The organism is Sphingopyxis sp. BSNA05 (genome assembly GCF_013265645.1).
Taxonomy (GTDB): Bacteria; Pseudomonadota; Alphaproteobacteria; order Sphingomonadales; family Sphingomonadaceae; genus Parasphingorhabdus.
In genome coordinates this window covers 1-22,604 of sequence record NZ_PYIA01000149.1, presented here as the reverse complement: position 1 = coordinate 22,604, position 22,604 = coordinate 1, and the positions used below count along the sequence as shown (strand labels likewise).

At 59.5% G+C, this 22,604-nt stretch carries 15 protein-coding genes and 9 pseudogenes; 8 read left to right on the top strand and 16 right to left on the bottom strand.

Annotation, left to right across the window (positions count from 1 at the left end; all coding sequences use genetic code 11):
• Positions 1–186: 186 nt before the first annotated feature.
• A pseudogene (locus C8024_RS17900) lies at positions 187–1,349 on the bottom strand (PepSY-associated TM helix domain-containing protein).
• A 53-nt stretch (positions 1,350–1,402) separates the two neighbouring features.
• Between C8024_RS17900 and C8024_RS17895 the strand changes: the two are divergent.
• Positions 1,403–1,951, top strand: coding sequence for a hypothetical protein (locus C8024_RS17895; protein ID WP_173207678.1), 549 nt, complete (start codon positions 1,403–1,405; stop codon positions 1,949–1,951).
• Here the strand turns inward: C8024_RS17895 and C8024_RS17890 are convergent.
• Positions 1,923–4,010, bottom strand: a pseudogene (locus tag C8024_RS17890) (TonB-dependent siderophore receptor). The gene C8024_RS17895 and the pseudogene C8024_RS17890 overlap by 29 nt on opposite strands.
• Before the next feature lie 315 nt (positions 4,011–4,325).
• On the opposite strand from C8024_RS17890, the gene hspQ reads away from it, so the two are divergent.
• On the top strand, positions 4,326–4,706 hold the full coding sequence (gene hspQ / locus C8024_RS17885) for a heat shock protein HspQ (RefSeq protein ID WP_100095117.1): 381 nt from the start codon (positions 4,326–4,328) through the stop codon (positions 4,704–4,706).
• A gap of 26 nt (positions 4,707–4,732) precedes the next feature.
• Here hspQ and C8024_RS17880 read toward each other — a convergent pair whose 3' ends face one another.
• Positions 4,733–5,590, bottom strand: a complete 858-nt coding sequence (locus C8024_RS17880; protein WP_100095118.1) for an ABC transporter permease — start codon at positions 5,588–5,590, stop codon at positions 4,733–4,735.
• A gap of 120 nt (positions 5,591–5,710) precedes the next feature.
• Between C8024_RS17880 and C8024_RS17875 the strand changes: the two are divergent.
• From C8024_RS17875 to C8024_RS17865, 3 genes and pseudogenes are all read left to right on the top strand, one after another.
• Positions 5,711–6,384 (top strand): annotated as a pseudogene (locus C8024_RS17875) (GcrA family cell cycle regulator).
• A 94-nt stretch (positions 6,385–6,478) separates the two neighbouring features.
• Positions 6,479–8,465: pseudogene (gene parE, locus C8024_RS22200) on the top strand (DNA topoisomerase IV subunit B).
• A 108-nt stretch (positions 8,466–8,573) separates the two neighbouring features.
• On the top strand, positions 8,574–9,812 hold the full coding sequence (locus C8024_RS17865; protein ID WP_173207669.1) for a serine hydrolase: 1,239 nt from the start codon (positions 8,574–8,576) through the stop codon (positions 9,810–9,812).
• A gap of 16 nt (positions 9,813–9,828) precedes the next feature.
• Here C8024_RS17865 and C8024_RS17860 read toward each other — a convergent pair whose 3' ends face one another.
• The 13 genes and pseudogenes from C8024_RS17860 to C8024_RS17800 all read right to left on the bottom strand — a co-directional run bounded on the left by C8024_RS17860 (position 9,829) and on the right by C8024_RS17800 (position 20,789).
• Complete coding sequence (locus tag C8024_RS17860; protein WP_173207666.1) at positions 9,829–10,626, bottom strand: LysR family transcriptional regulator; 798 nt, start codon at positions 10,624–10,626, stop codon at positions 9,829–9,831.
• A complete protein-coding gene (apaG, locus tag C8024_RS17855) occupies positions 10,623–11,021 on the bottom strand; it encodes a Co2+/Mg2+ efflux protein ApaG (RefSeq protein ID WP_100095731.1) in 399 nt (132 codons plus the stop codon). The genes C8024_RS17860 and apaG overlap by 4 nt, the downstream gene beginning before the upstream one ends.
• A gap of 15 nt (positions 11,022–11,036) precedes the next feature.
• Positions 11,037–12,245 carry a PLP-dependent aspartate aminotransferase family protein gene (locus tag C8024_RS17850; protein ID WP_173207663.1) on the bottom strand — a complete coding sequence of 403 codons (1,209 nt, stop codon included), beginning with the start codon at positions 12,243–12,245 and terminating at the stop codon, positions 11,037–11,039.
• A gap of 9 nt (positions 12,246–12,254) precedes the next feature.
• Complete coding sequence (gene leuB / locus C8024_RS17845; RefSeq protein ID WP_173207660.1) at positions 12,255–13,307, bottom strand: 3-isopropylmalate dehydrogenase; 1,053 nt, start codon at positions 13,305–13,307, stop codon at positions 12,255–12,257.
• 47 nt (positions 13,308–13,354) lie between these two features.
• Positions 13,355–14,088, bottom strand: a pseudogene (gene recO, locus C8024_RS17840) (DNA repair protein RecO).
• A gap of 58 nt (positions 14,089–14,146) precedes the next feature.
• Positions 14,147–14,749, bottom strand: coding sequence for an N-acetylmuramoyl-L-alanine amidase (locus C8024_RS17835; RefSeq protein ID WP_173207657.1), 603 nt, complete (start codon positions 14,747–14,749; stop codon positions 14,147–14,149).
• Between the two features lie 174 nt (positions 14,750–14,923).
• The gene (locus C8024_RS17830; protein ID WP_173207655.1) at positions 14,924–16,051 is read right to left on the bottom strand and encodes a hypothetical protein; all 1,128 of its coding nucleotides are present in this window, start codon (positions 16,049–16,051) and stop codon (positions 14,924–14,926) included.
• A 109-nt stretch (positions 16,052–16,160) separates the two neighbouring features.
• Positions 16,161–18,102: pseudogene (uvrC, locus tag C8024_RS17825) on the bottom strand (excinuclease ABC subunit UvrC).
• Between the two features lie 69 nt (positions 18,103–18,171).
• Positions 18,172–18,699 (bottom strand): hypothetical protein, encoded by a 528-nt coding sequence (locus C8024_RS17820; RefSeq protein ID WP_173207652.1) that lies wholly within the window; start codon positions 18,697–18,699, stop codon positions 18,172–18,174.
• A 23-nt stretch (positions 18,700–18,722) separates the two neighbouring features.
• Positions 18,723–19,208 carry an ATPase gene (locus C8024_RS17815; protein WP_173207649.1) on the bottom strand — a complete coding sequence of 162 codons (486 nt, stop codon included), beginning with the start codon at positions 19,206–19,208 and terminating at the stop codon, positions 18,723–18,725.
• Between the two features lie 173 nt (positions 19,209–19,381).
• Positions 19,382–19,600: pseudogene (locus C8024_RS17810) on the bottom strand (F0F1 ATP synthase subunit C); the annotation flags it as partial.
• Positions 19,601–19,640: 40 nt separating this feature from the next.
• Positions 19,641–20,393 carry a F0F1 ATP synthase subunit A gene (locus C8024_RS17805; RefSeq protein WP_100095132.1) on the bottom strand — a complete coding sequence of 251 codons (753 nt, stop codon included), beginning with the start codon at positions 20,391–20,393 and terminating at the stop codon, positions 19,641–19,643.
• Positions 20,394–20,438: 45 nt separating this feature from the next.
• Positions 20,439–20,789 carry an AtpZ/AtpI family protein gene (locus C8024_RS17800; RefSeq protein ID WP_100095133.1) on the bottom strand — a complete coding sequence of 117 codons (351 nt, stop codon included), beginning with the start codon at positions 20,787–20,789 and terminating at the stop codon, positions 20,439–20,441.
• Between the two features lie 355 nt (positions 20,790–21,144).
• Here C8024_RS17800 and C8024_RS17795 point away from each other — a divergent pair, with 355 nt between their 5' ends.
• The 3 genes and pseudogenes from C8024_RS17795 to C8024_RS22195 all read left to right on the top strand — a co-directional run.
• A complete protein-coding gene (locus C8024_RS17795; RefSeq protein ID WP_173207644.1) occupies positions 21,145–22,059 on the top strand; it encodes a LysR family transcriptional regulator in 915 nt (304 codons plus the stop codon).
• Between the two features lie 100 nt (positions 22,060–22,159).
• A pseudogene (locus C8024_RS23820) lies at positions 22,160–22,387 on the top strand (hypothetical protein); the annotation flags it as partial.
• A gap of 23 nt (positions 22,388–22,410) precedes the next feature.
• A pseudogene (locus C8024_RS22195) lies at positions 22,411–22,604 on the top strand (hypothetical protein); the annotation flags it as partial.

Sequence of the window (22,604 nt, the reverse complement as noted above, 5' to 3'; positions counted from 1 at the left end):
CGTCAGACTATAGTCTGACGCGCCCTTTGCATTCCGGGGGGCTCAACAACGGGGATGCGGCCCGCGATCAGCTGGCGGCTTTGCGTTTCAACATTTCCGCATAGCCCAGAACCACGACCAGCAAGCCGATCCAGAAGGCGATAGCAAAAGGAAAGTCATTGCCGAAGGCGAACCGCGCCAGCAGCGTTATCGCCAGAACCAGAGGCGTGCCGATGATGACGCCGTTCCAGCGCCCCGGAGGCGGGGCTCCTCGATGCCTCTGCGTCTGCGCTTGCCGAGCCAGATATAGGTACCGGTGGCGCAGATTGCCGTCAGCGCCGCGCCGAACAACAGATAGGCAAGTTTCACCGGCAGACCGCCAAAGGTTCCGAAATGTAGCTGATAGGTCGAGGCAGCGGCCTGCTGTCCCCAGTCGCCGTCCGCAAGACCGGCCGTATGTTCAAATGTGCCGTCGGCGCTGAACGCGTAATATTCACCGAAGATCAGCCGCCGGTCATGCTCGCCGACGATCTGGACATGCTGGCCCTTGGTCATCGGGTCGTGGAGAATGGCATAGGTCAGGTTCAGTTCGGGATAGGCGTCGGCCATATGCTCGAGCGCAGCCGCTACATCGGGGACTGCTGCGGGCCGCGGATCGGCTTCGCCTTCCTCGCCAAAAATCGGTCCGTAAACCGCTTCGACATCCCCCTGATAATCGTCTGCGGCGACAGCATAAGCGGTAATGCTGGCCAGTCCGATGAGCGCGCCGGTCAGCGCGATCGCGACGGAGAAGGGCAAGGTCCAGACGCTCAGGCGATTGTGCCAGTCGGCCAGCCCCACACCGCTGTCGTTGCGGGCGCGCAGACGAAAGGCGTCGCGAAAGATACGCGGATGGGCAACGACGCCGGTGACCGCGAGCGCCAGCATCATTACGCCCAATATGCCGACGATGGTGATCCCGACCAGCACTGGCAGATTGAGCGTATAATGGAGCTTCACGACAAAGTCCGACCAGGCGATCTCTTCGGGTCCGGCAATGCTGCCATCCTGCGCCAGATAGACCGCCTGCGTGTCCGTGGTAACCGCCGTGCGCGGCAGTTCCTTGTCCGGAAGGTGGACATAAAGATGGGTCGTGCTCGGCTGGCCTGCCTCGCTGGCGAGAACAGCCTCGACGCCGCGCTGCACCGCCTCGGGCGTATCGACGCCATTTCGGGTGCATTCGGTTGCTCGACCCGTTGCAGTTCCTGATAGAATACCGCAACCGTGCCGGTCAGCGAGACAATATAAAGCAGCGCACCGGCGATCAGACCAATGGCTGCATGGGCGGAAAGAGACTTTTTGACCGTCCCCGGTTCGATGGCGGCGCTCATAGCGGGCTCCTGTGACGAAAGCCGGAATGGCAGTGGCGATCGGAATGGAAAGAATGACCAGCTGGCGTCTGCGGCTGTCGGTCATCAGGATGAGAAAGGCCAAAATTGTCCAGCCGAGCGGCGCCGCGAACAAGGCCAGCACATTGGCATTGGCTTCGGCGGCACCGGCCAGCAAGGCAATCCAGCGCGTGGTGATGGCAAGGGCGATCGATGAAATCATCGCGCCGAGCACGATCAGAAGAAAGGTAATCACCCGGCCCCCGAGCCGTAACGGCTCACCGGCCTCGGGCAGCATCCCTGCCCTGCGGCTGGACGCTTTGCGTCTGGCCGGTGGCGACTTCCAGGCAGCGACGGCGAGCAGGACGAACGCCGCTCCCATCGCCCAGAGCGCCATGACCGTTATGCCCCACGCTCCGGCCAAGGCCGATCCCGCAGCGACGGAAATCGCGAGAAGCAACCAGCCGGCGGCGTTCAGAAGCCGCGAGCGGCCCGGTCTCGCCCAGGAAACGCGCAAGACCAATATGGCGGCAACCGCGCTTGCCGATCCGGCAGCGAAAAGCATCTCATCCGCCATCAGAAACGGTAGCTTACCGTGCCCATGATATTGCGTTCGCTGCCCACGAAACAATCGCCGCGCGCCAGACAGGCCGAATAATGGCGTTTGTCGAACAGGTTGGTGGCGTTGAGCGCAAAGCTCCAGTTGGCGTAAGTCACTTCCGCCAGCATATCGACCAGCGTGTAGGAGGGTGTCAGAACGCCGTCGGGAAAGGCCGGTCCGAACGACCGCTGCTTGCCGACATGGCGCACACCGCCGCCGAGCAGCAGCCTGGTGTCATTGCCCAGCGCGAAGCCCTTGGTCGTCCAGAGCGAGGCGTTGAATTTCGGCACATTGTCGAGCTGGTGCCCCGTGCCGTCCACTTCCGCCTCGTTATAGCTGGCGTTTGCGATCACGGTAAATTCGCCTGGCAAAGAGACATTGCCCTCGAATTCGACACCCTTTGACGTCATCGACCCGATCTGGACCTAGTCGAACGGATCGGTCGTGCTGTCATCCGAAACCGGCCGGTTGCTTTCCTTGATATGATAGCCGGTGACGGTCATCAGGATATTGTCGGCCGGGTGGAACTTGATCCCCGCCTCGAACTGGCGGCCCGCCTTGGGAATGAAGGCGCTGCCGTCGCTGGCAGTTCCGGCGATCGGTTCGAAACTCTCGGTGTAGCTGAAGAAAGGCGAGACGCCTTCGACCAGTTCGGCGATTATGCCGGCGCGGAAGGTCGTGGCCGCATCCTCGCGGGTGGCACCGCCCATGCTCTGCGCGCTCGTCCAGTCGCGCCGGGCACCGAGCACGATCGAGACGCGGTCAAAGAAGCGCATCTGGTTCTGCACGTAAATGCCGAGTTGGTCCTGGTCGACATCCTCGGCGACATAGGTCGGTGTCGGAAGCCCGCCGCCATAATCGGAAAGCGATGCATAATCGATGTCATAGATATCGATCGCCTCGAAACCGAAGCCACCGGTCTTGTAGACCGAGTTGAAGCTGAAATCGACGCCGGCCAGCAGGGTATGCTCGATATTCGAACCGGTGTTGAAGTTGAACTGGACATTATTGTCGGTCGAGAAGACTTCCATGCGGGCGATGCTGCCGTCGACATAAAGGCCGATTATCCGCTGGTCCGCGTCCAGAAAAGGATTGGTCGGATTGGAATAATTGTTCGGATAATGGGTGAAATACTCCAGATCGCTGTCGATATAGCGCGCCTTGAGGTTGAGCTTGGCGGTGTCGCCGAAGCGATGTTCGAACAGCGCGGTCCCCTGCAACAGGCGGCCGTCATAGCGATCCCAGCCGGGCTTGCCGACAAACAGACTGTTCGGCAGCTGACCGTTGGGATTGGGGAGGATTGTCCCGACCAGCGGCAGGAATTGCGATGTCGAACCGCTGTCATCTTCCTGGTACAGGCCGATGAACGTTATATCGGTATCGGGGGACGGCTTGAAGGTGATCGAGGGCGAGACCATCACGCGGTCATCCGGCACATAATCGGTTTGCGTGTCGGCGTCGCGAACGCGCGCCACGATCCGGGCGGCAACCGTATCACCGAGCGGACCGGTAAGGTCAACCAGCGCTTCCTTGCGATCAAACGAGCCATAGCGCAGCGACACTTCGCCGCTCGCCTCGAACTCGGGCCGCTTGGATACAAGGTTGACGATCCCGCCAAGCGCACCCTGGCCGAACAGAACCGAGGCCGGACCACGGACCAGCTCAACCTGGTCAAAATTATAAGGATCGGCGCGAATACTGGCGTAAAAGCTGTAAATGTCGCGCATGCCGTCGCGGAACTGGAGCGCGGTTATCCCCCGGACGAAGGCGCCGTCGACCCGGCTGTCCGGCCCGTAGGGATTGGCTGTTACGCCGGCGACATAGTTGAGAGTGTCGCCGATGCTGATTGCGCCCTGGGCGAGGAAAAGCTCGTCGTCGATCACCGTTATCGGTTGCGGCGTCTCGATAATCGGCGTGTCGGTCTTGGTCGCAGTAAAACCTTCTTCCTGCGCTCCGGTGACGATGATTGTCCGTTGCTCGGCATCCGCGTCTTCACTGGCAGCCAAGGCCGGCAATGGAGCAAGCGCACTCGCGCACAGGATGGCAGATTTCAATAGTCGCATGAATTTCCCTCACATTCCGATAATGCGCCACCTACTATTGAGAATCATTTGCATTTGCAATAAGAATCCTGATTTCATTTTAAGCATTTGATATTACTATATATTATTCAGTTTTGCGAGTGCGCCCTCGGCGCGCGCAATTGGTAGAAATTCAGCCGGTGCTGTTCAGGATTCGACGATGGTACGCGGCGAGCCTACAGGTTGGCGAGCGCGCGTCTGTTCCAGCAGGCCCGGCCTGGCCTTCCCCCCCGATGAACCGGAGCAGAAACCCGAAGCGGCGCTTGCATATGATCGCGAAGCGCCTAAATTGTGAGCATGAACTCAACAGATCCATTCAAGTCCGGCAATCCCCTGCCGCCCAACACGCCCGACATTCTGGATGCGCGCTTTGCCATTGGCGATGTCGTGCGGCACCGGATCTTCGATTTCCGCGGCGTGATCTATGATATCGATCCGGTCTTCGCCAATAGCGAGGAATGGTACGAGGCGATTCCGAAGGATCTGCAGCCACCGAGGGACCAGCCCTTCTATCATCTGTTCGCCGAGAACACCGACAGCAGCTATGTTGCCTATGTCAGCCAGCAGAATCTTTTGGCCGATGACAGCGGCGAACCGGTCAGCCATCCCGATGTCGCGCGGCTGTTCCAAGCGACCGAAAACGGCAAGTACAAGTTGCATCAGATCCACCGACACTAGACGGTCCGGCGTCTATTCCGTCGCGGTCAGGATTTGATCTTCCAGCCCGATTTCAGCAGGAAATAGCAGAGCAGCGTCAGTCCGATATTGATCGCCAGCAGGATCAGCGCGCCCAGCAGTACCGGTGAATCCGCTTCGGCGAGAAAACCATAGCGAAAGCCGGATATCGCGTAGAAGAAGGGGTTCACATGGCTGACGGCCTGAAAAGCCGGCGACAGGCGGTCGATCGAGTAGAATGTTCCCGAAAGCAGCGCCAGCGGCGCGACCACGAAATTGCTGACCGCTGCAGCATGATCGAATTTTTCCGCCCAGATCGATGTCAGCACACCCAGTAGCGAAAGCATCGCGGCACCCATCAGGCCAAACCAGATGACGGCCCACCAGTGGGAAACCCCGACATTGACACCCGGCCAGAAGAACATCGCCAGCCAGACCGCGAAGCCGACCAATATGGCCCGCGTCATCGACGAAGCGACAAGCGCCGCCAGCAATTCTCCGACCGAGAGGGGTGGCGTCAGATAGTCGATGATCGTGCCCTGGATCTTGCCGACCAACATCGAGAAGCTGCTGTTGGCAAAGGCATTTTGCAACATGCCCATGCAGATAAGGCCGGGCGCGATAAAGTCGGCGAAAGGCACGCCCAATACGGTTCTATCGCCGCGCCCCATGGCAACGGTGAAGATGATCAGGAACAACAAGGTCGTGATCGAGGGTGCCCAGATTGTCTGCAGCTGGACTTTGACAAAGCGCCTGACCTCTTTCCAGTAGAGCGCCAGAAATCCGGCCCAGTTGACACCGCGGATGATCGGCGCGCCGGGCTCGGCAAATTGCATCGCATGGACCGGTGAACCGGTCGTCTGATCTTTTTCGGGTTGGTCGAGCATATGCCTATCGCCTATCGGCTCGCCGCGCCAATCACAACCCCATATCGCGCCAATATCGTGGTTGTATATTCACCCTGTCGACCCTATATCGCCCATAACTCAAGATAATTAGGACTTTGCATGGCTTGGACAGACGAGCGTATCGATTCGCTGAAAAATATGTGGGAAAAAGGCCTGACTGCCAGCCAGATCGCGGAAGAACTGGGCGGCGTCAGCCGTAATGCCGTGATCGGCAAGGCGCACCGCCTTGGCCTGAAGTCGCGTCCTTCTCCGGTAAAAGCAAAGCCGGCAGCGAAAAAGGGCACGAAACCCGCGCCCAAACCGAAAAACCGCCGGCAAAGGCCGGTGCGGTTGCCAAGCCGAAGGAAGAGCATGTGGCGCGTCGCGCGATGCCGCCACCAACGCCGGCTGCCCGCACCCATGCCGCACAACAGGCCCGTCAGCCCAAGCATGACGGCCCGAAGATTGTTTCCGTCGGCCCCGGCGGCTTCCTGCGTCAGGGTCCCGGCGACCAGCAGGCGCCGATTCCACCGGCACCGCCGCGCCGTCTGGTTCCCGCCAAGCCGAGCGAGGAAATTGCCGACAAGACCAGCTTGCTCGACCTCAATGACAAGATCTGCCGCTGGCCGATCAATCACCCCGGCGAGCCGGACTTCCATTTCTGCGGCGAGGAAGTGAACCCCGGCTTCCCCTATTGCGTCGAACATTGTGGTCGCGCGTTCCAGGCGCAATTGCCGCGCGGCGCCCGTCGCGCACCGCCGCCACTGCCGTTCGGCGGCCCGCGGGTTCGCTAGACAACCCGTCAAATTGCAAGAATTTTCAACGCACTGGCCAGAGACATCATAAGTCTCTTGCCAGTGTGACTCCTGCGCTCTTATAGGATCGAACATGTCTGATGATCTGTTCGGTTCCAACCCGCCAAGCCAATCCAAATCCGGTGACTATGATGCCTCGGCAATCGAGGTTCTCGAGGGACTGGAACCTGTCCGCAAACGCCCCGGCATGTATATTGGTGGCGTCGATGAGCGTGCGCTCCACCACCTCGCTGCCGAAGTCATTGACAACAGCATGGACGAAGCGGTCGCCGGCCACGCCAGCCGGATCGAGATCACGCTGGATACCGACAACCGTCTGACCGTCAGCGACAACGGGCGCGGCATCCCGGTCGATCCGCATCCCAAGTTCCCGGGCAAATCGGCGCTCGAAGTGATCATGACGACCCTCCACTCGGGCGGAAAATTCTCCGACAAGGCTTATGCGACATCGGGCGGCCTGCACGGCGTCGGCGTTTCCGTCGTCAACGCCCTGTCTTCCGAGACGATCGTCGAAGTGGCGCGGAACAAGACCTTGTATCGCCAGTCCTTTTCCAAAGGCCTCGCGACCTCGACGCTGGACGAAGTCGGCACCACCCAGAACCGGCGTGGCACCAGCATATCGTTCATCCCGGACACCGAAATTTTGGCGAAGGCAACCGGTTCAAGCCTCGCGCCTGTTCAAGCTGGCCCGCTCCAAGGCCTATCTCTATGCCGGCGTCGAAATCCGCTGGAAATGCGACGAGAGCCAGGCCAGCGATGATGTCCCCGCCGAGGCGGTCTTCCAGTTTCCCGGCGGCCTGTCCGACCATCTGCGGGAACAGCTTGCCGGGCGCGAATGCGTCACCACCGATTTCTTTGCCGGCAATCAGGAATTCCCCGACAGTCAGGGCCGGGTCGAATGGGCGATCACCTGGCCGATCTGGACCGACGGCAGCTACAGCTGGTATTGCAACACCATTCCGACACCCAATGGCGGCACCCATGAAACCGGCCTGCGCAATGCGCTGGTGCGCGGTCTGCGGGCCTTCGGCGAACTGGTGCAGATCAAGAAGGCGTCGCAACTGACCGCCGACGACATCATCTCCGGCGGCGAAATGATGCTGTCGGTGTTCATTCGCGACCCGCAATTCCAGAGCCAGACCAAGGACCGGCTGACCTCTCCGGAAGCTTCGAAGCTGGTCGAGAACGCGATACGCGACCATTTCGACCATTTCCTCACCGACAATATGGATCGCGGCAAGGCTTTGCTCGGTTTCGTTATGGAGCGGATGGACGAGCGGCTGAAGCGCAAGGCCGAACGCGAGGTCAAACGCAAGACCGCGACGTCAGGACGCAAGGTCCGACTGCCCGGCAAGCTGACCGATTGCTCTATCGGGGATCCGGAAGGCACGGAATTGTTCATCGTCGAAGGCGACAGCGCCGGCGGCTCGGCCAAACAGGCCCGCGAACGCAAGACCCAGGCAATCCTGCCGATCCGCGGCAAGATTCTCAACGTGGCCTCCGCCAATAACGCGAAAATCATGGCCAATAGCGAGATTGCCGACCTGATTCTTGCCCTCGGTTGCGGCACGCGCAAGGACTGCCAGCCCGACAATTTGCGTTACGAACGGATCATCATCATGACCGACGCCGATGTCGACGGCGCCCATATCGCGACCTTGCTGATGACCTTCTTCTTCCAGGAAATGCCGGAACTCGTCCGCCGCGGCCATCTCTATCTGGCCCGTCCGCCGCTCTATCGCATCAGCGCCGGCGGCAAGAGCCATTATGCGCAGGACGACGCGGCCCGCGCGAAAATCGAAAATGGTCCGTTCAAGGGCAAGAAAGTGGACGTCAGCCGGTTCAAGGGCCTCGGCGAAATGAACCCGTCACAGCTGCGGGAAACGACGATGGACCCGGACACGCGGTCGCTGTTCAAGGTCACCCTGCCACAGGAATATGAGCAGCGCGCGGGCGTGAAGGATCTGGTCGACCGGCTGATGGGCAAGAATCCCGAACACCGGTTCAATTTCATCCAGCAAAATGCCGCCAGCCTTGATGAGGATGTGATCGACGCCTAATAGTCGGGAATTGACCGAAAATAGCAGCGGGAGATTATCGTGCGGTTCCTATATGTTTTCGCGATCTGCCTTCTCCCCGCTTCGCTCGCACACCCGTTAGACGCAGCAATGGCCCAAACACAATCCTCGCTCTCTCCCCAGCTATCCATTCGGGCCAATGATGTGCTGCGCCTGTTGCAGGGCGAGCCTATCGAGACCGTGGTGTTCGACGAGAATTTCCGCAACGCCGTGCCCCCTACCCGGTTTCGCGCCATCGTGCAGCAGGTGACGGAGCAGCACGGGCAGCCGCTTGCAATATCGTCGATCGATGCGCGAAACGCCAATTCAGCGGTCCTCACGGTTCGCTATGCGCGATCTATCGGAACGGTGAATATCGATCTGGAGACTGGTTCACCGCATCGCATATCGGGGTTGCAACTGACCGGCTTCGAGGCGATCGGCGATAATATCGACGAGGTCGTGGCCGCAATCGATGCCCTGCCCGGGCGTCAGGGTCTGCTGGTACAGGCGCTGGACGAACCCGGCCTACCGCCCGTTGCCGCGCTTGATCCCGACGGCCGCTATGCCATCGCTTCAGCGGTCAAACTCTATATATTGGCAGAACTCGACCGCGCGATACAGGCGGGCGAACGGCAATGGTCAGACGTCGTGGAGCTGGGGCCGAAATCCCATCCCTCGGGGATAAGCCAGGACTGGCCCAACCGGTCCCCTGTCACGCTGCACACGCTGGCGACATTGATGATCTCGATCAGCGACAATAGCGCCACCGACACATTGATCCGGATCATCGGACAGGACAATCTGGCCGGGATTGTTCGCGCCGCCGGCCATCACAACCCCGACGAACTGCGCCCGCTGCTGATGACACGTCAGGCCTCGGCCCTGAAAATGCCGGTCCACACGGAGCGGCGGGAACAATATCTAAGCGCCGATCCCGCCGGGCGCGAGAAGCTGCTGGCGGATTTTGACAGCGCCCTGACGCTGGACAGTCTCGATTTCCGGATATTGACCCATCGCCCCAGTTTCATCGATCAGCTGGAATGGTTTGCCACCCCGGCGGACGTCGTCAGATTGCTCGACTATATGCGCCACAACGCGAGCAAGGAAAGCCGGACCATATTGGCGATCAACCCCGGCATCGGTCATGGTGCGGCCGGAAAATGGGACTATTTCGGTTATAAGGGCGGATCGGAACCCGGCGTCTTATCCTTCAATTTCCTGTTGCGATCGAAGGCAGGCAAAAATTACGCCGTCGCGGTCAGCTGGAATAACGAAGAGATATCATTGCAGGAAAGCGATCTGCTGGCCCTGACCACGCGCCTGGTCAATCTGCTCGCAGAACAATAGTTAAAAGCCCGAAAGGCTAGGCGTTGGCCAGAGCCTCGACCAGCGCTTTCACCTTTTTCTGCCGCCACTGCGGAAGCGGCGCCATCAGCCAGTAGCCACGAGAGGACACGCTGTCTTCGCCGATAATCTCGATGCGGCCCGCCACCAGATCACGCTGGACCAGCATTTTCGGTACCCAAGCATAGCCGAAACCATTGGCCGCCGCCTCGATTGCAAGACCGCCATCGGCAACCCGCATCAGTGTTTCCTCACCTTCGGATATCGGGCAGCCCGGCCAGTCAATCTTGTTTCCGCCCTTGAGCCCCGGCGCGGCAACCTTCACGAATATGGTATCGCCGAGCATCCTGCCCTCATGTTGTCCCGGCCCGTCGCCCAGCCAGATTGCCACGTCGAGATTGGCCTCGGTAAAATCGATTTCATTGTCCGCCGCGACCAGCGCGAAACTGGTGTCCGGATTGTCGGCGGAAAAACGGGACAATCTCTCGTTGAGCCATTTCTGGGTAAAGTCGCGCGGCGCCGCAATCGTCAGCTTGTGCGACGACTGGCCCGATTGCATCGCGCGGACGGCTTCCTCGAACTGCAGGAAACCGGAGCGCAGGGCATCCAGTCCCGCTGCCGCTTCATCGGTCAGTTCGAGCCCCTTGGGCGTCCGGCGGAACATCACCACGCCGAGCATGTCCTCGAGCGCCCGGATCTGCTGTCCGACCGCCGCCGGCGTTACCGCCAGTTCATCGGCCGCCTTGGTGAAGCTGAGATGCCGTGCCGCGGCATCGAGCACGCGCAGCCCGTTCAATGGCAAATGGGTGCGCTTCATTGCTCGACTGTCGGTTCGGTGAGAGGAAAATGCGGAATGCGGACCTCGAAGGCCGGGGGCGTGCTGCCAACCATGACGAAATGGCCTTCCATCGCTCCGTTGGGCGTGGAGAGCGGGCATCCGGATACATAGTCATGCGACTTGCCCGGCTGGATGACCGGTTGTTCGCCGACCACACCGTCGCCGTCGACCATTTGCAATCCACCACGCCCGTCGCTGATCTGCCAGTGACGCCTCAACAGCTGTACAGCGGTGTCGCGATGGTTCTCGATCCGGATATGATAGGCCCAGAACCAGCGGCTGCCGTCGACATCGGACTGTTCCGGCAGGAAGGTCACCGATACGCGTACGGTGACCCCGTCGGTGGTCTCAGCAAAGGGGAAGAACGATTCCATGATCATGATATAGAGTTAAAGCCCCACAGACGAAAGGGCCTGATCCAGGTCGCCGATCAAATCGACCGGATCTTCCAGACCAACATTGATCCGCAGCATGTCTTCGGTGATCCCGATTTCCACTCGCGCCTCTTCGCCCAGCCCGTGATGCGTAGTCGAAGACGGGTGGCACATAAGCGACCGACTGTCGCCGATATTATTCGAAATATCGATAAGATTCAATGCGTTGAGTAGAGCATGCGCTCGCGCGCGACCGCCGCCGACATAGAGCGAGAAGATCGGTCCCGCGGCCTCCATCTGGCTCATCGCAAGATTATGCTGGGGATGGCTGGGCAGGCCCGGGTGCAGGATTTTCTCCACCCGCTGCTCCAGAAACCGGCCCACTTCGAGCGCGTTATTACTCTGCCGCCGGATACGCAGGTCAAGCGTTTCGAGTCCCTTGAGTACCACCCAAGCATTGAATGCGCTCAACGTCGGACCGGTATTGCGCGTGAAAGCGAGCAACGGGCCTTCGATAAATTCTTCCGTGCCGCAGACCGCACCGGCGAGGACCCGCCCCTGTCCGTCCATCATCTTGGTGGCGCTATAGGCGACCACATCGGCGCCATAGTCCATCGGCCGCTGCAGCACATTGGTGGCAAAGGCATTATCGACGACGCTGGTGATGCCCTTGGCCCGCGCCAGATCGCAGACGCTGCGGATATCGATCACATCCATCGTCGGATTGGCCGGCGTCTCGAAGAAGAAGACCTTGGTTTTCGGCGTGACCGCCTTTTCCCAATTTTCGATATCGCGGCCATCGACCACGGTCGTGTCGATGCCGAATTTTGGCAGCAGGCTGTCGGTCAGCCAGCGGCAGGAGCCGAACAGCGCGCGGCTGGCAACGACATGGTCGCCCGCTTCCAGTTGACAGAGCAAGGCGGCGGTCATCGCCGCCATGCCCGATGCTGTCGCGCGGCAGGCTTCCGCGCCCTCCATGATCGCAATCCGCTCTTCGAGCATCTGCACCGTCGGATTTTGCAGGCGGCTATAGGTCATGCCCGCCTGCTCGCCATTGAACCGGGCGGCGGCATCCTCCGCACAATCATAGGTATAGCCCGATGTCAGGAACAATGCTTCGGATGTTTCACCAAATTCACTGCGCATCGTGCCGCTGCGGATCGCTTGCGTCGCCGGACGCCAGTTCTTGGTAACGTCGCGGTTCTGGCCGGTGTTTCTTTTCATGATTCTATCCTAGCCGCCCGTCAGTTGCGCGACAATAGCATCGCCGATTTCCGTGGTTGAAGCATTGCCACCCAGATCGTGACCCAGCACGCCGCTCGCGAGCACGGCAGCAACCGCCGCTTCGATCCGGCTCGCTTCCGCTTCCATGCCGAAACTGTGCCGCAGCATCATCGCCGCAGACAATATCATCGCCGAGGGATTGGCGATCCCCTGCCCGGCAATATCCGGGGCGCTGCCGTGGATTGGCTCATATAAACCCTTTGTGCTCTCGCCCAGCGAGGCGGACGCCAGCAGGCCGATGGAGCCGACGCACATGCTGGCCTGATCGGAAAGAATGTCCCCGAACAGATTGCCAGTCACAACCACGTCAAACTGGCCGGGATTGCGCACCAGCTGCATCGCCGCGTTATCGACATACATGTGGCTAAGCTCGACCTCTGGATATTCGGCCGACAGTTCGATCATCACGTCGCGCCACAGCTGCGATGTTTCCAGTACATTGGCCTTGTCGACCGAACAGAGCCGCTGGCCACGGCCCATAGCGGTCTTGAACGCGACATGACCGATGCGGCGCACTTCGCTCTCGTCGTAGGACATGATGTCATAGCCTTCCCGCAGGCCGTCGGCGGTTGTGCGCATGCCCTTTTCGCCGAAATAGACATCGCCGTTGAGTTCGCGGACGATCACCACATCGATGGTGCGCGCGATTTCCGGCTTGAGGCCCGAGGCATCTTCCATGCCCGGAAACATTTTCGCGGGGCGCAGATTGGCAAAGGTCTGCATTTCCTTGCGCAGGCCGAGCACCGCCTGTTCGGGGCGCAAATGGCGCTCCAGATTGTCGCAGGCTGGATCGCCGACCGCACCGAACAGCACGGCATCGGCGGATTTCGCCAGTTCGATCGTTTCCGGCGGCAGTGGATGGCCGTGGTTGCGATAGGCAACGCCGCCGACATCGGCATGATCGAGACAGAGATTCGGCAAATCCAGTGCCACCAGCACGCGCAGCGCCTCGACCATGATTTCCTGACCAATGCCGTCTCCGGCGAGCACTGCGATATGCATGAGAGTTCCTTCCTGTAAGCGCGCCGTTCCTGCCGAGAAACGCGCGGTTAGGCAACCACCCTTTTCAACCGATCGACCAATACCGACCGTGCCGCCATCACGTCCTTGCGGCGGTCATCGAAAAAATGGCGTTTGAGGAAAAATCCGGTGACGCGCAGGCCGTCAAATATATCCTCCCATTCAGGTGTGACCGGTTCCTTCAGAAAGGCCGGAAGCGGCAACAGACGCTCCTTATATTCCTGACCCGCAAAAGCGCTGACCGCCGTGGCACTCTTCGGGCTGATATAGACCAGATCCTCCTGCGAGCCCGTCACCGCACATTTGTCCAGCGTCAGGCCAAAGCCCAGTTCCGACAGCAGCAGCAGTTCGTAGCGCACCAGGCGACCGCCCAGCCCTTGGCCGACGGAGCGCCGCAGATCGCGTCAAGCAGCGCGGACAAAGCCGAATGGAGATGCGGATAGCTATGCTCTTCCGGCAGGATTGCGGCGGTCAGTGCCGTCACCCAGTCGAGCGCCGCGCTGGCCAGCGGTTCGCCCAGAAACGGACCGCGGCTCAGTTGCAGCTCCGCCGTCATCGACGCCAGCTGATCCTCGGTCCGCGACCGATAGTCTGCCTGCACGATATTGGAAGGGATCAGAACCGGCCGCATCGTCCGCGAATGCGCCCCCCGCACATAGCCGGACATCAGGCCGTTTTCCGCGGTAAGCGCCCTGACGACTGCGCCATGTTCGCCATGGGAGCGGACCGAACAGATAATGGCCTCTTTACAGCGGATTTGCATGTCTCCCCAGTAGACCAAAATGGCCCGTTACGGAAAACAATATGCGCTCTGCCGATAATCAGGGGTTCAGAGCAGCCCAGGTCAGCGGGCCGACAATACCATCGCCGACCAGATCATGGTCGCGCTGATACTGACGGACCGCCGCTTCGGTCAGCGGACCGAAAATACCGTCCGCTTTCAGCTCCAGCTTGGTCTGCAATTGCTCGACCCACACGCCGCGCGCACCACGCCGCAAGGTCGGACGCTGCGCCAGGTCCATGGCCGGGATCATCGGCCGCCCCGCAAATCTTCCATCGATGGCCAAGCCGACATTGCGGCGGAAATCATCCATATCGATGCTGTGGGGATCGACCTTTCGGCCGGAGGGAAGCGCCCATTCGCGGTGGGAACAGCATCGCTCGGGCGGCAGATTCAAATAGCCGAACAGCGCCGCGACGCCCCGGATATAGGCATCAATCTGCTCATCCGGCCATTTTTCACGGGCCGGATCGCCGACATTTTCCGCCTCGATCCCGATGAAACCGCTGCCGCCATTGGTAAAGCCTTTCCAGCGACCGTGACCCGCGTGGTTCGCGCTGCCCGCGGCGATCAGATAATAGGTCCCGTCCCGGCCAAGCCCCAGATGGCATAGCGGCCCCTTCAGGTCTGACCGCCCGTCCACCAACACCCGGAGGACGGCATGTTTCCGTTCCGCGCACCCGCCGTATGATGACAGATTACACCCCGAACCTGCCGCATATTGCCACGGCCGTGATCGATCCAGCCGGGAGTCTCGGCGACCTTGAGGCCGGCCTGCCGGAGGACACGCGGCATCCATGTCAGTTGATAGGCCATTTCAATCCTCCCCGTTGCCGGCTTTGGTTGCGATATCTTCCACCACACCGCCGATGGCCGTGGGCAGTTCCACGTCATCGGTCACAGGCTCCTCCTGGCCGGAGTTCACCGGTCGGTCACAACAACCGTCGATAAACTCCCCGTCTACTTCGTCCTGCTCCTCGATTGCTTGATGGGCACCGCCGACAGATCCGGGTGCTGGCGCACTCGGTGGCGGCAAAGGGAAATTGCCGCGATATGGCGAGTTTTCATCGCGCGAAACGCCACCTGCAACTGCCGTACCAGCGAGCGCACTGGTCTCTGCTGAACTCTCCATTTTGCCCTTCAGCTGGCCCAGCATGTCGGGAACAAAGCGTTCGAAAAACCCTGCAACAATGCCCAGCACCAGCACCTCAGGCCATCCCAGATCGCGATCGAATGTCACACCGACCACATCGAGCTGCATATATTTCAGAAAGACCAGATCGATCAATATGACCGCTGAGATGGCGCCCACCAGCACCCGCAACCCGCCGTCGATAAGATTGTCTCGCAAGACGGTTGCCGAACGGATTTTGCGGCTGCGCACGGCGATCGCAATCGAGAAAAACGCGCCTACGCCGCCCACCGCAAAGGCGATCCACAACAGGTAGATCGGCTCATTGCGGTCGATATCGTCGATGAACAAGGGGGATGTCGCAATCCACGACAGGGCGATCACCGCCAGCAGGATTACGAAGGTGCTGAGCAGATAATATAGACGGGCCGAGGAATCTTTCTGATCGACCAGCCTCGCATGCAGCCGGGTCAGGCGAAGCAGCGCGATTTCCTTCTGTCCCTGCAGGGCGATTTGCAGTGCAAAGGCAAGATGCCGCCGAATATCGGTGACAATATTCTGTCCCTCGGCATCCCCCTGACGGAGCAGATCGCACACCAGCTCTTCGATTTTTCCGCGCATGTCATTGACCGCCACGAGACACAGTCGTTGCTCCACGCCGAGATCTTCTGCGTCGGCGAAATGCACCATCACGTGCGCGCCAGCACAATAAATCGCGTAAATTCCGGACACCTTGGCGTAAACCGCGGTCACCGGATTGCCTGCGGAATCGAGCTCGCCAACCTTGATTGCATCGACCAACATACCTGCCATGGAAACCTCCGGGTCTATTCGGCTAGGATGATAGGAATGGCATCCGCAAGATGCTCGTGACGGGCGTCACGGTCCGTCAGAAAGGTCGATTTTTTAACGGCGAAATAATCTAGCCGTGGAAATAGTCGTAGATTTTCTGCGCTACAGTTGCCGACACCCCGGGCGCGCCCTGCAGATCGTCGAGCGAGGCATTCTTTACGGCGCGCGCGTGCCGAAATGCAGCAGCAGCGCCTTTTTCCGGGCCGGACCGATGCCGGGCACATCATCCAGCGAACTGTGCCCGACCGACTTTGCCCGTCTGGCGCGGTGCGCGCCGATAGCGAAGCGATGGGCCTCGTCGCGCAGACGCTGGAGATAGAAGAGCACGGGACTGTTCATCGGCAGGTTGATCTGGCGACCGTCGGGGAGATGGAAGGTTTCCCGTCCGGCATTGCGGTCGGGGCCTTTCGAGACGCCGATCATCACGACATCCTCCACACCGATTTCGGCCAGCGCCTGGCGCGCGGCACTCATCTGTCCCTTGCCACCGTCGATCAGAACCAGATCGGGCCACTCGCCCTTGTCGCGGTCAGGATCTTCCTTCTGCGCGCGGGAGAAACGCCGTTCGAGCACTTCGCGCATCATGGCGAAATCGTCGCCCGGCGCGATGTCGGGATTTTGTTATTGAACTTGCGATAGGCGTTCTTGCGAAAACCCTCGGGGCCGGCAACGACCATGCCGCCGACCATATTGGTGCCCTGGATATGGCTGTTGTCATAAATTTCGATGCGATCCGGTACCGCCTCCAGTTCCAGCAAGTCCACCATTTCGCGCATGATCTTGGCCTGGGTCGAGGTTTCCGCCAGGCGCCGGTCCAGCGCTTCTTCCGCATTGCGGCTGGCCTGTTCCAGCAATTTGCGCCGATCGCCGCGCTGCGGCTTCGAAACGCTGACCTTATAGTCAGCCCTGGTGCCTAGCGCTTCCGCCAGCAGTTCCGCGTCCGGCAATTCGCGGTCGAGCAGCACCAGCTTGGGCGGCGGCATCTGGTCATAAAATTGCATCAGGAAGCTCGAAAAAACTTCCTCTATCTCGACATTGGTCGTGTGCGCGGGGAAAAAGCTGCGGTGGCCCCAGTTCTGGCCACCGCGGATGAAAAACGCCTGGATGCAGACGGTCGATCCCTTGGCGGCCAGCGCAAAAATATCGGCATCCGGCAGGCCCGCGGCATTGACTGCCTGACTGCCCTGGATGAAGGTCAGCGCGCGCAGGCGATCACGATAGACCGCCGCCATTTCGAAATCGAGGCTCTCGGAAGCCTTCTCCATCGCCCCGCCCAGCTTTTGCTGCACCTCGGTAGATTTACCGGAGAGAAAATCGCGCGCATCCTTGACCAGTTCGGCATAGTCTTCCTTGCTGACCCGGTCGACGCACGGCGCCGAACAACGCTTGATCTGATAGAGCAGACAGGGCCGCGACCGGTTGTTGAAGAAACTGTCGGTGCAGCTGCGGAGCAGGAACAGCTTCTGCAGCGCGTTGATCGTCCGGTTGACCGATCCGGCGCTGGCGAAAGGCCCGAAATATTGTCCCTTGGCCCGCTGCGCGCCGCGATGCTTGGTGATCCGCGGAAAATCATGATCGTCGCGCAACAGGATGAAAGGAAAGCTTTTATCATCGCGCAACAGGACATTGTAAGCAGGCCGAAATTTCTTGATCAGCTGCGCTTCGAGCAGCAAGGCCTCGGCTTCGCTGCCGGTGGTGACAATGGTCATCGAGCGGGTCTGCGCGACCATCCGCATCAGTCGTTGCGGCAGCCGGTTCATCTGCACATAGGCACCGACGCGGGCCTTTAGCGAGCGCGCCTTGCCGACATAGAGCACGTCGCCGCGCCGGTCCTGCATCCGGTAAACACCAGGCCGCGTGGGAAGCGTATTCAGGACCTCACGGATCGCCGCCATCCCGGCTTCGAGATCGGGCGTATCCCCTTCCCCGCGCACCGCATAGGTGGCCTTGTCCTCGTTAAACGGGACGCGGCATTGGGATGATCGGGGCGGTCGGCCTTGGACATGAGGCATATCTAGGATGACCGGCAGAGCTTTGCCAGTCACAAGATGCTTCCTCTCCCCCTCGGGGAGAGAAAAGGATCAGTTCAGCGTTTTGCCGATATCGCCGATGGCTTTGTCGATCAGGCTCTTGTCGGCTGCTGCATCGTGCCGCGCAGCGATCAGCGATTCCGCCGCCTGTGTCGCAGCGGTTGCCGCCTTGGCGCGAACGGCGGCAATCGCCGAGCGTTCGGCCGCAGCGATTTTTTCTTCCGCCATTTTCTTGCGACGGGCGACCAGTGCCTTGGTTTCCGCTTCGGCATCCTTGACCAGGATGGCCGCTTCTTTTTCAGCGCTGTCCATCAGGGCTTCGATTTCAGCCTGCGCGCCAGCGGTCTTGGCTTCATATTCGGCCTTCAGCGCTTCCGCTTCCTTGCGCAGATCAGCCGCTTCATCGAGCGTCTTCTTGATCTCGGCAATCTTGTTGTCAAGCATGCCGCCGACGATCTTCGGGACTTTCGTCCACAACATGATCGCAAATACGACGAGCACGCCAACCGCAACCCAGAATGTCGGATCCTGCAGTGGACTGACTGTCCCTGCGCCTTCTGCCAAAATCGTCAATAGCATATTCTATCTCCTTCAGCAGGCGCTCAGAAAGCCGCCTTGACCGCCTTCTTTGCTTCCGCCGCCGTAACCTTGGCGCCGGATACCGTCTTGACGATAGCCTGGGCGGCATCCGCCGCGACAGCTTCGATTTCCTTCAATGCCTTGCTTTGCGCCTCTTTCAGCGCAGCATCCGCTTCATCCGCCTTTTTGGCGATAGCGGTGTCGGCCCGTTTGATCGCTGCCTCGTTTTTCTTGGCGACCTTGGCCTTGGCTTCGCTGACCTTGCCAACGGCATCGGCCCGCGCATCATTGATGCTCGCGCGATAATCGGCTTCGATCTGCTCGGCCTTGTCCTGCCCGGCCTGGGCCGCAGCGAGGTCGTCGGAAATCCGCTTTTGACGGTCATCCACGGTCTTGCTGATCTTTGGCACCATATTCTTGGCGATGCCAAAATAGATGATACCAATGACGATCAGCAACCAGAAAAACTGGCTGCCGTAAACTTCCATAAGCTGACTAATTTGAGGCATTATTCACCCGATGTTTCGAGACGCAAATAGGCGATTTTGGGGCGGGCCGGACTTGCCGGCCCGCCGTCAAATCATTCAGCTGCTTCAGCTACCGGAGCTTCTTCAGCTACTGGCGCTTCAACGGCAGCTGCTTCGACAACAACTGCTTCAGCTGGCGTAGCAGCTGGTGGAGCGTACAGAATCATCATGGCAACAGCGAAAGCGATCAGGCCGAGCAATTCAGCAGCAGCAAAGCCGATGAACAGACGTCCCTGCTGGCCGTCAGCCGCAGATGGGTTGCGCAGAGCGCCTTCGAGGAAGGATGCGAAAACATTACCAACACCGGATGCAGCAACACCGATACCGATTGCAGCGATACCAGCGCCGATTACTTGTGCAGAAGCGAGATCCATTTTTTAAACTCCGTATTGAAAAATTAGGATTGAAAGTGACTTAGTGAAGATTTTCCGCATCGCTGATGTACAGAGATGTCAGAAGAGCGAAAACATAGGCCTGAATGGCGCATACCAGAAGTTCCAGTGCGCTGACAAATGCGATGAAGAGAATGCTCAGCAACGCGATGCCCCAGGAAGCGCCGCCCGCATCGATGGCCTGAACCACGAAGCTTGCGAAAACCTTGATCAGGATATGCCCGGCGATCATCGCAACGAACAACCGCAGCGCGAGGCTGAACGGACGAACGAGGAAGGACAGAAGCTCTACCGAGAAAATCAACGGCATCATCCACACCGGCGTACCGTGCGGAATGAAAAGACTGAAAAACTTGAAGCCGTGCTTCCAGAAACCGACAATCAGCACGATCGAGAAGCTGATCGCGGCGAGCAGGCCGGTAACGGTGAACTGGCTGGTGATGGTAAACGGATGAATTCCCGGAATGATCCCGAACGGCATCATGCCGAGCAGGTTCGAAAACAGGATGAACATGAACAGGGTGAAGACCCATGGCGTATATTTCTTGCCATTGGGGCCGATGCTGTTGGCGATGATATTGTCGATGAATCCGACAACGCCCTCAACCATGACCTGCCAGCGGCCGGGAACCAGCTCGCGCTTCATTCCGCCCATCATGAAAACATAAAGCAGCACAAGGACGACGAACATCCAAAGCGCGCTGTTAGTGAAATCAATCTGCTGACCGAATAGAGTGAAGCCATCAAAGATGGGCTGCACTTCAAACTGGTGCATAGGATCAATTTTGCCTTCGGTAGCCACTAATCAAACCCCTGATCGTCAATCGTCATCATCTGGTAACGCCGTACCGATGTCATCCACCGGCTGGCTCGAAATCACATAAATTTTCCTGAACGCTACCCCCACCCCTAGGAAGAAGAACAGCAACAGGAACAATGGCGTCGTTCCCAACCAGGTGTCAAATGCCCACCCGAGAAGAAAACCGGCAGCCACGCCTCCAATCAGATAGCTTAGCACCCTTGCGCCGAGCCGCTGACTTTCGTCTGGCCCTTTGTTCCGGTGCCCCGCTTTGATCCGCTCTCTGCTTTGTGCAGTTTCCAGTCGCTCTTCCAGCGACGAAACCCGCACATCCTCTTCGAGTGGATCCCGATCAGATTCGCTTGCTGCCATTATCACCCCTTCAAATGCCCCAAAGAGCGCTAAAAAGAGCCATATACAACAGCAGGCCGACCCGCCAAGGCGCGGTCCGTTTAGGAAAGCAACGTGCCCAAGTCAACAGCAATGCTGCGACGCAGAAACTTGGCTGTTTTCAAGGCCGGATATTCGTCCGATCCGGACCGGAAAACCGGTCTGCAGAGGGCGGATTGACCGTTTTCTTCCGGTCGTCGCCTTCGGTTCACATCCCCGACAATCCGCTGGAATATGGCCAGGGCGCGAATCCCTTTTCTGGCTCCATTCAGTTTTCTCGCCTTTCCGGCGGCACTATATGCTAGCGCTGGCATGATGCGAAAGCCGGGGAATATATGTGACTTTTGATCTGAAGAATCTCGACCTGTTCGTGCGCGTGGCAGCGCTCGGGGCGATCGGCAAAGCCGGCGCCGAATTCAATCTTTCGCCGACCAACGCGACCCAGCGAATCCAGGCGCTCGAGAGTGATCTCGGCGTCAAGCTGCTGAACCGGACGACCCGCTCGATATCACTGACGCCCGATGGCGAGGTTTTCGTCGACCATGCAAAACGTATCCTCGACGCGGCCGAGGAAGCCCGGCAGGTGCTGTCCCAATCGACAAATTCCGCATCCGGACTGCTCAGAGTCACCGCCTCGGCGACATTCGGGCGGGCGCATATCGTGCCCTTTCTCTCGGAATTTCTCGAACGGCATCCCGATGTCACGCTCGACCTCAATCTGACCGATGCGGTGGTCGATATTGTCGAACAGGGCTATGAACTGGCTTTCCGGATCGGCGAGCTAGCGCCTTCGTCGCTTCTCGCCCAGAAAATCGATGCCAATCCGGAATGGCTGGTTGCCTCGCCCGCCTATCTGGAGCGCGCGGGACGACCGCAGAAACCGTCCGACCTTGCCGATCACGCCTGCCTGCCACTCGGCAATATGCGCCACTGGCAGCTGACCGGACCGGACGGCAGAATTCACGACATAGCGGCCACTGGCCCGGTCACGGTCAACCACGGCGAAGCGATGAGCGTGCTGGTCCGCGCCGGAGTCGGCATCGGCATGGCGGCGCTCTGGCATGTCGGCCCCGACATCCGGTCGGGTCGCCTGGTTCACGTTCTGCCCGACTATAAGGTCACGCGCGAAACCAACATCTGGGCCGTGCGACCACCCGGCCGGGTGATGCCGGCCCGGGTAAAGGCCTTTCTCGATTTCATGCAGCGGCGGATCATCGAGACAAATGGCCAGCGCTATGGCGGGCTGGCCTGAGATTTTATTTTGAATTCCAAAATAATCTATTTCAAAATCAGGAGATAGAACCGATAATCGGAACTGTTATGTTGTGCCCAACAGCAACGGAGCAAATATCATGACCCAATTATCAGATAGCCAGATTTCATCGACGGACACCGCCGATCACATGTCAGAAGAGCAGCACATCATTCCCGCCGAGGGGGACCGCAACTCGGCCGGACTGAACGCCGATCACGATATCACCTATTTTGCCAAGCACCGGCACACGGTGAAGGCCTTTGATCCGAAGCGCAAAATCGCTCCGGAAAATGTCGAGAAAATCCGCGATCTTTTGCGCTTCAGCCCTTCGAGCACCAACGCCCAGCCGTGGAAATTCATTTTGCTTCGACCGAAGAAGGCAAGGACCGGATCGCCAAGGCCACCGACACGCTCTATCCGTTCAACAGCCCCGGCATCCGCAACGCGTCGCATGTCGTTGTTTTCGCCAGCCGGCTGGCGATCGAGGAAGATTTTCTGCTGAAAGTCCTCGACCAGGAAGAAAAAGACGGCCGGTTCGAAGC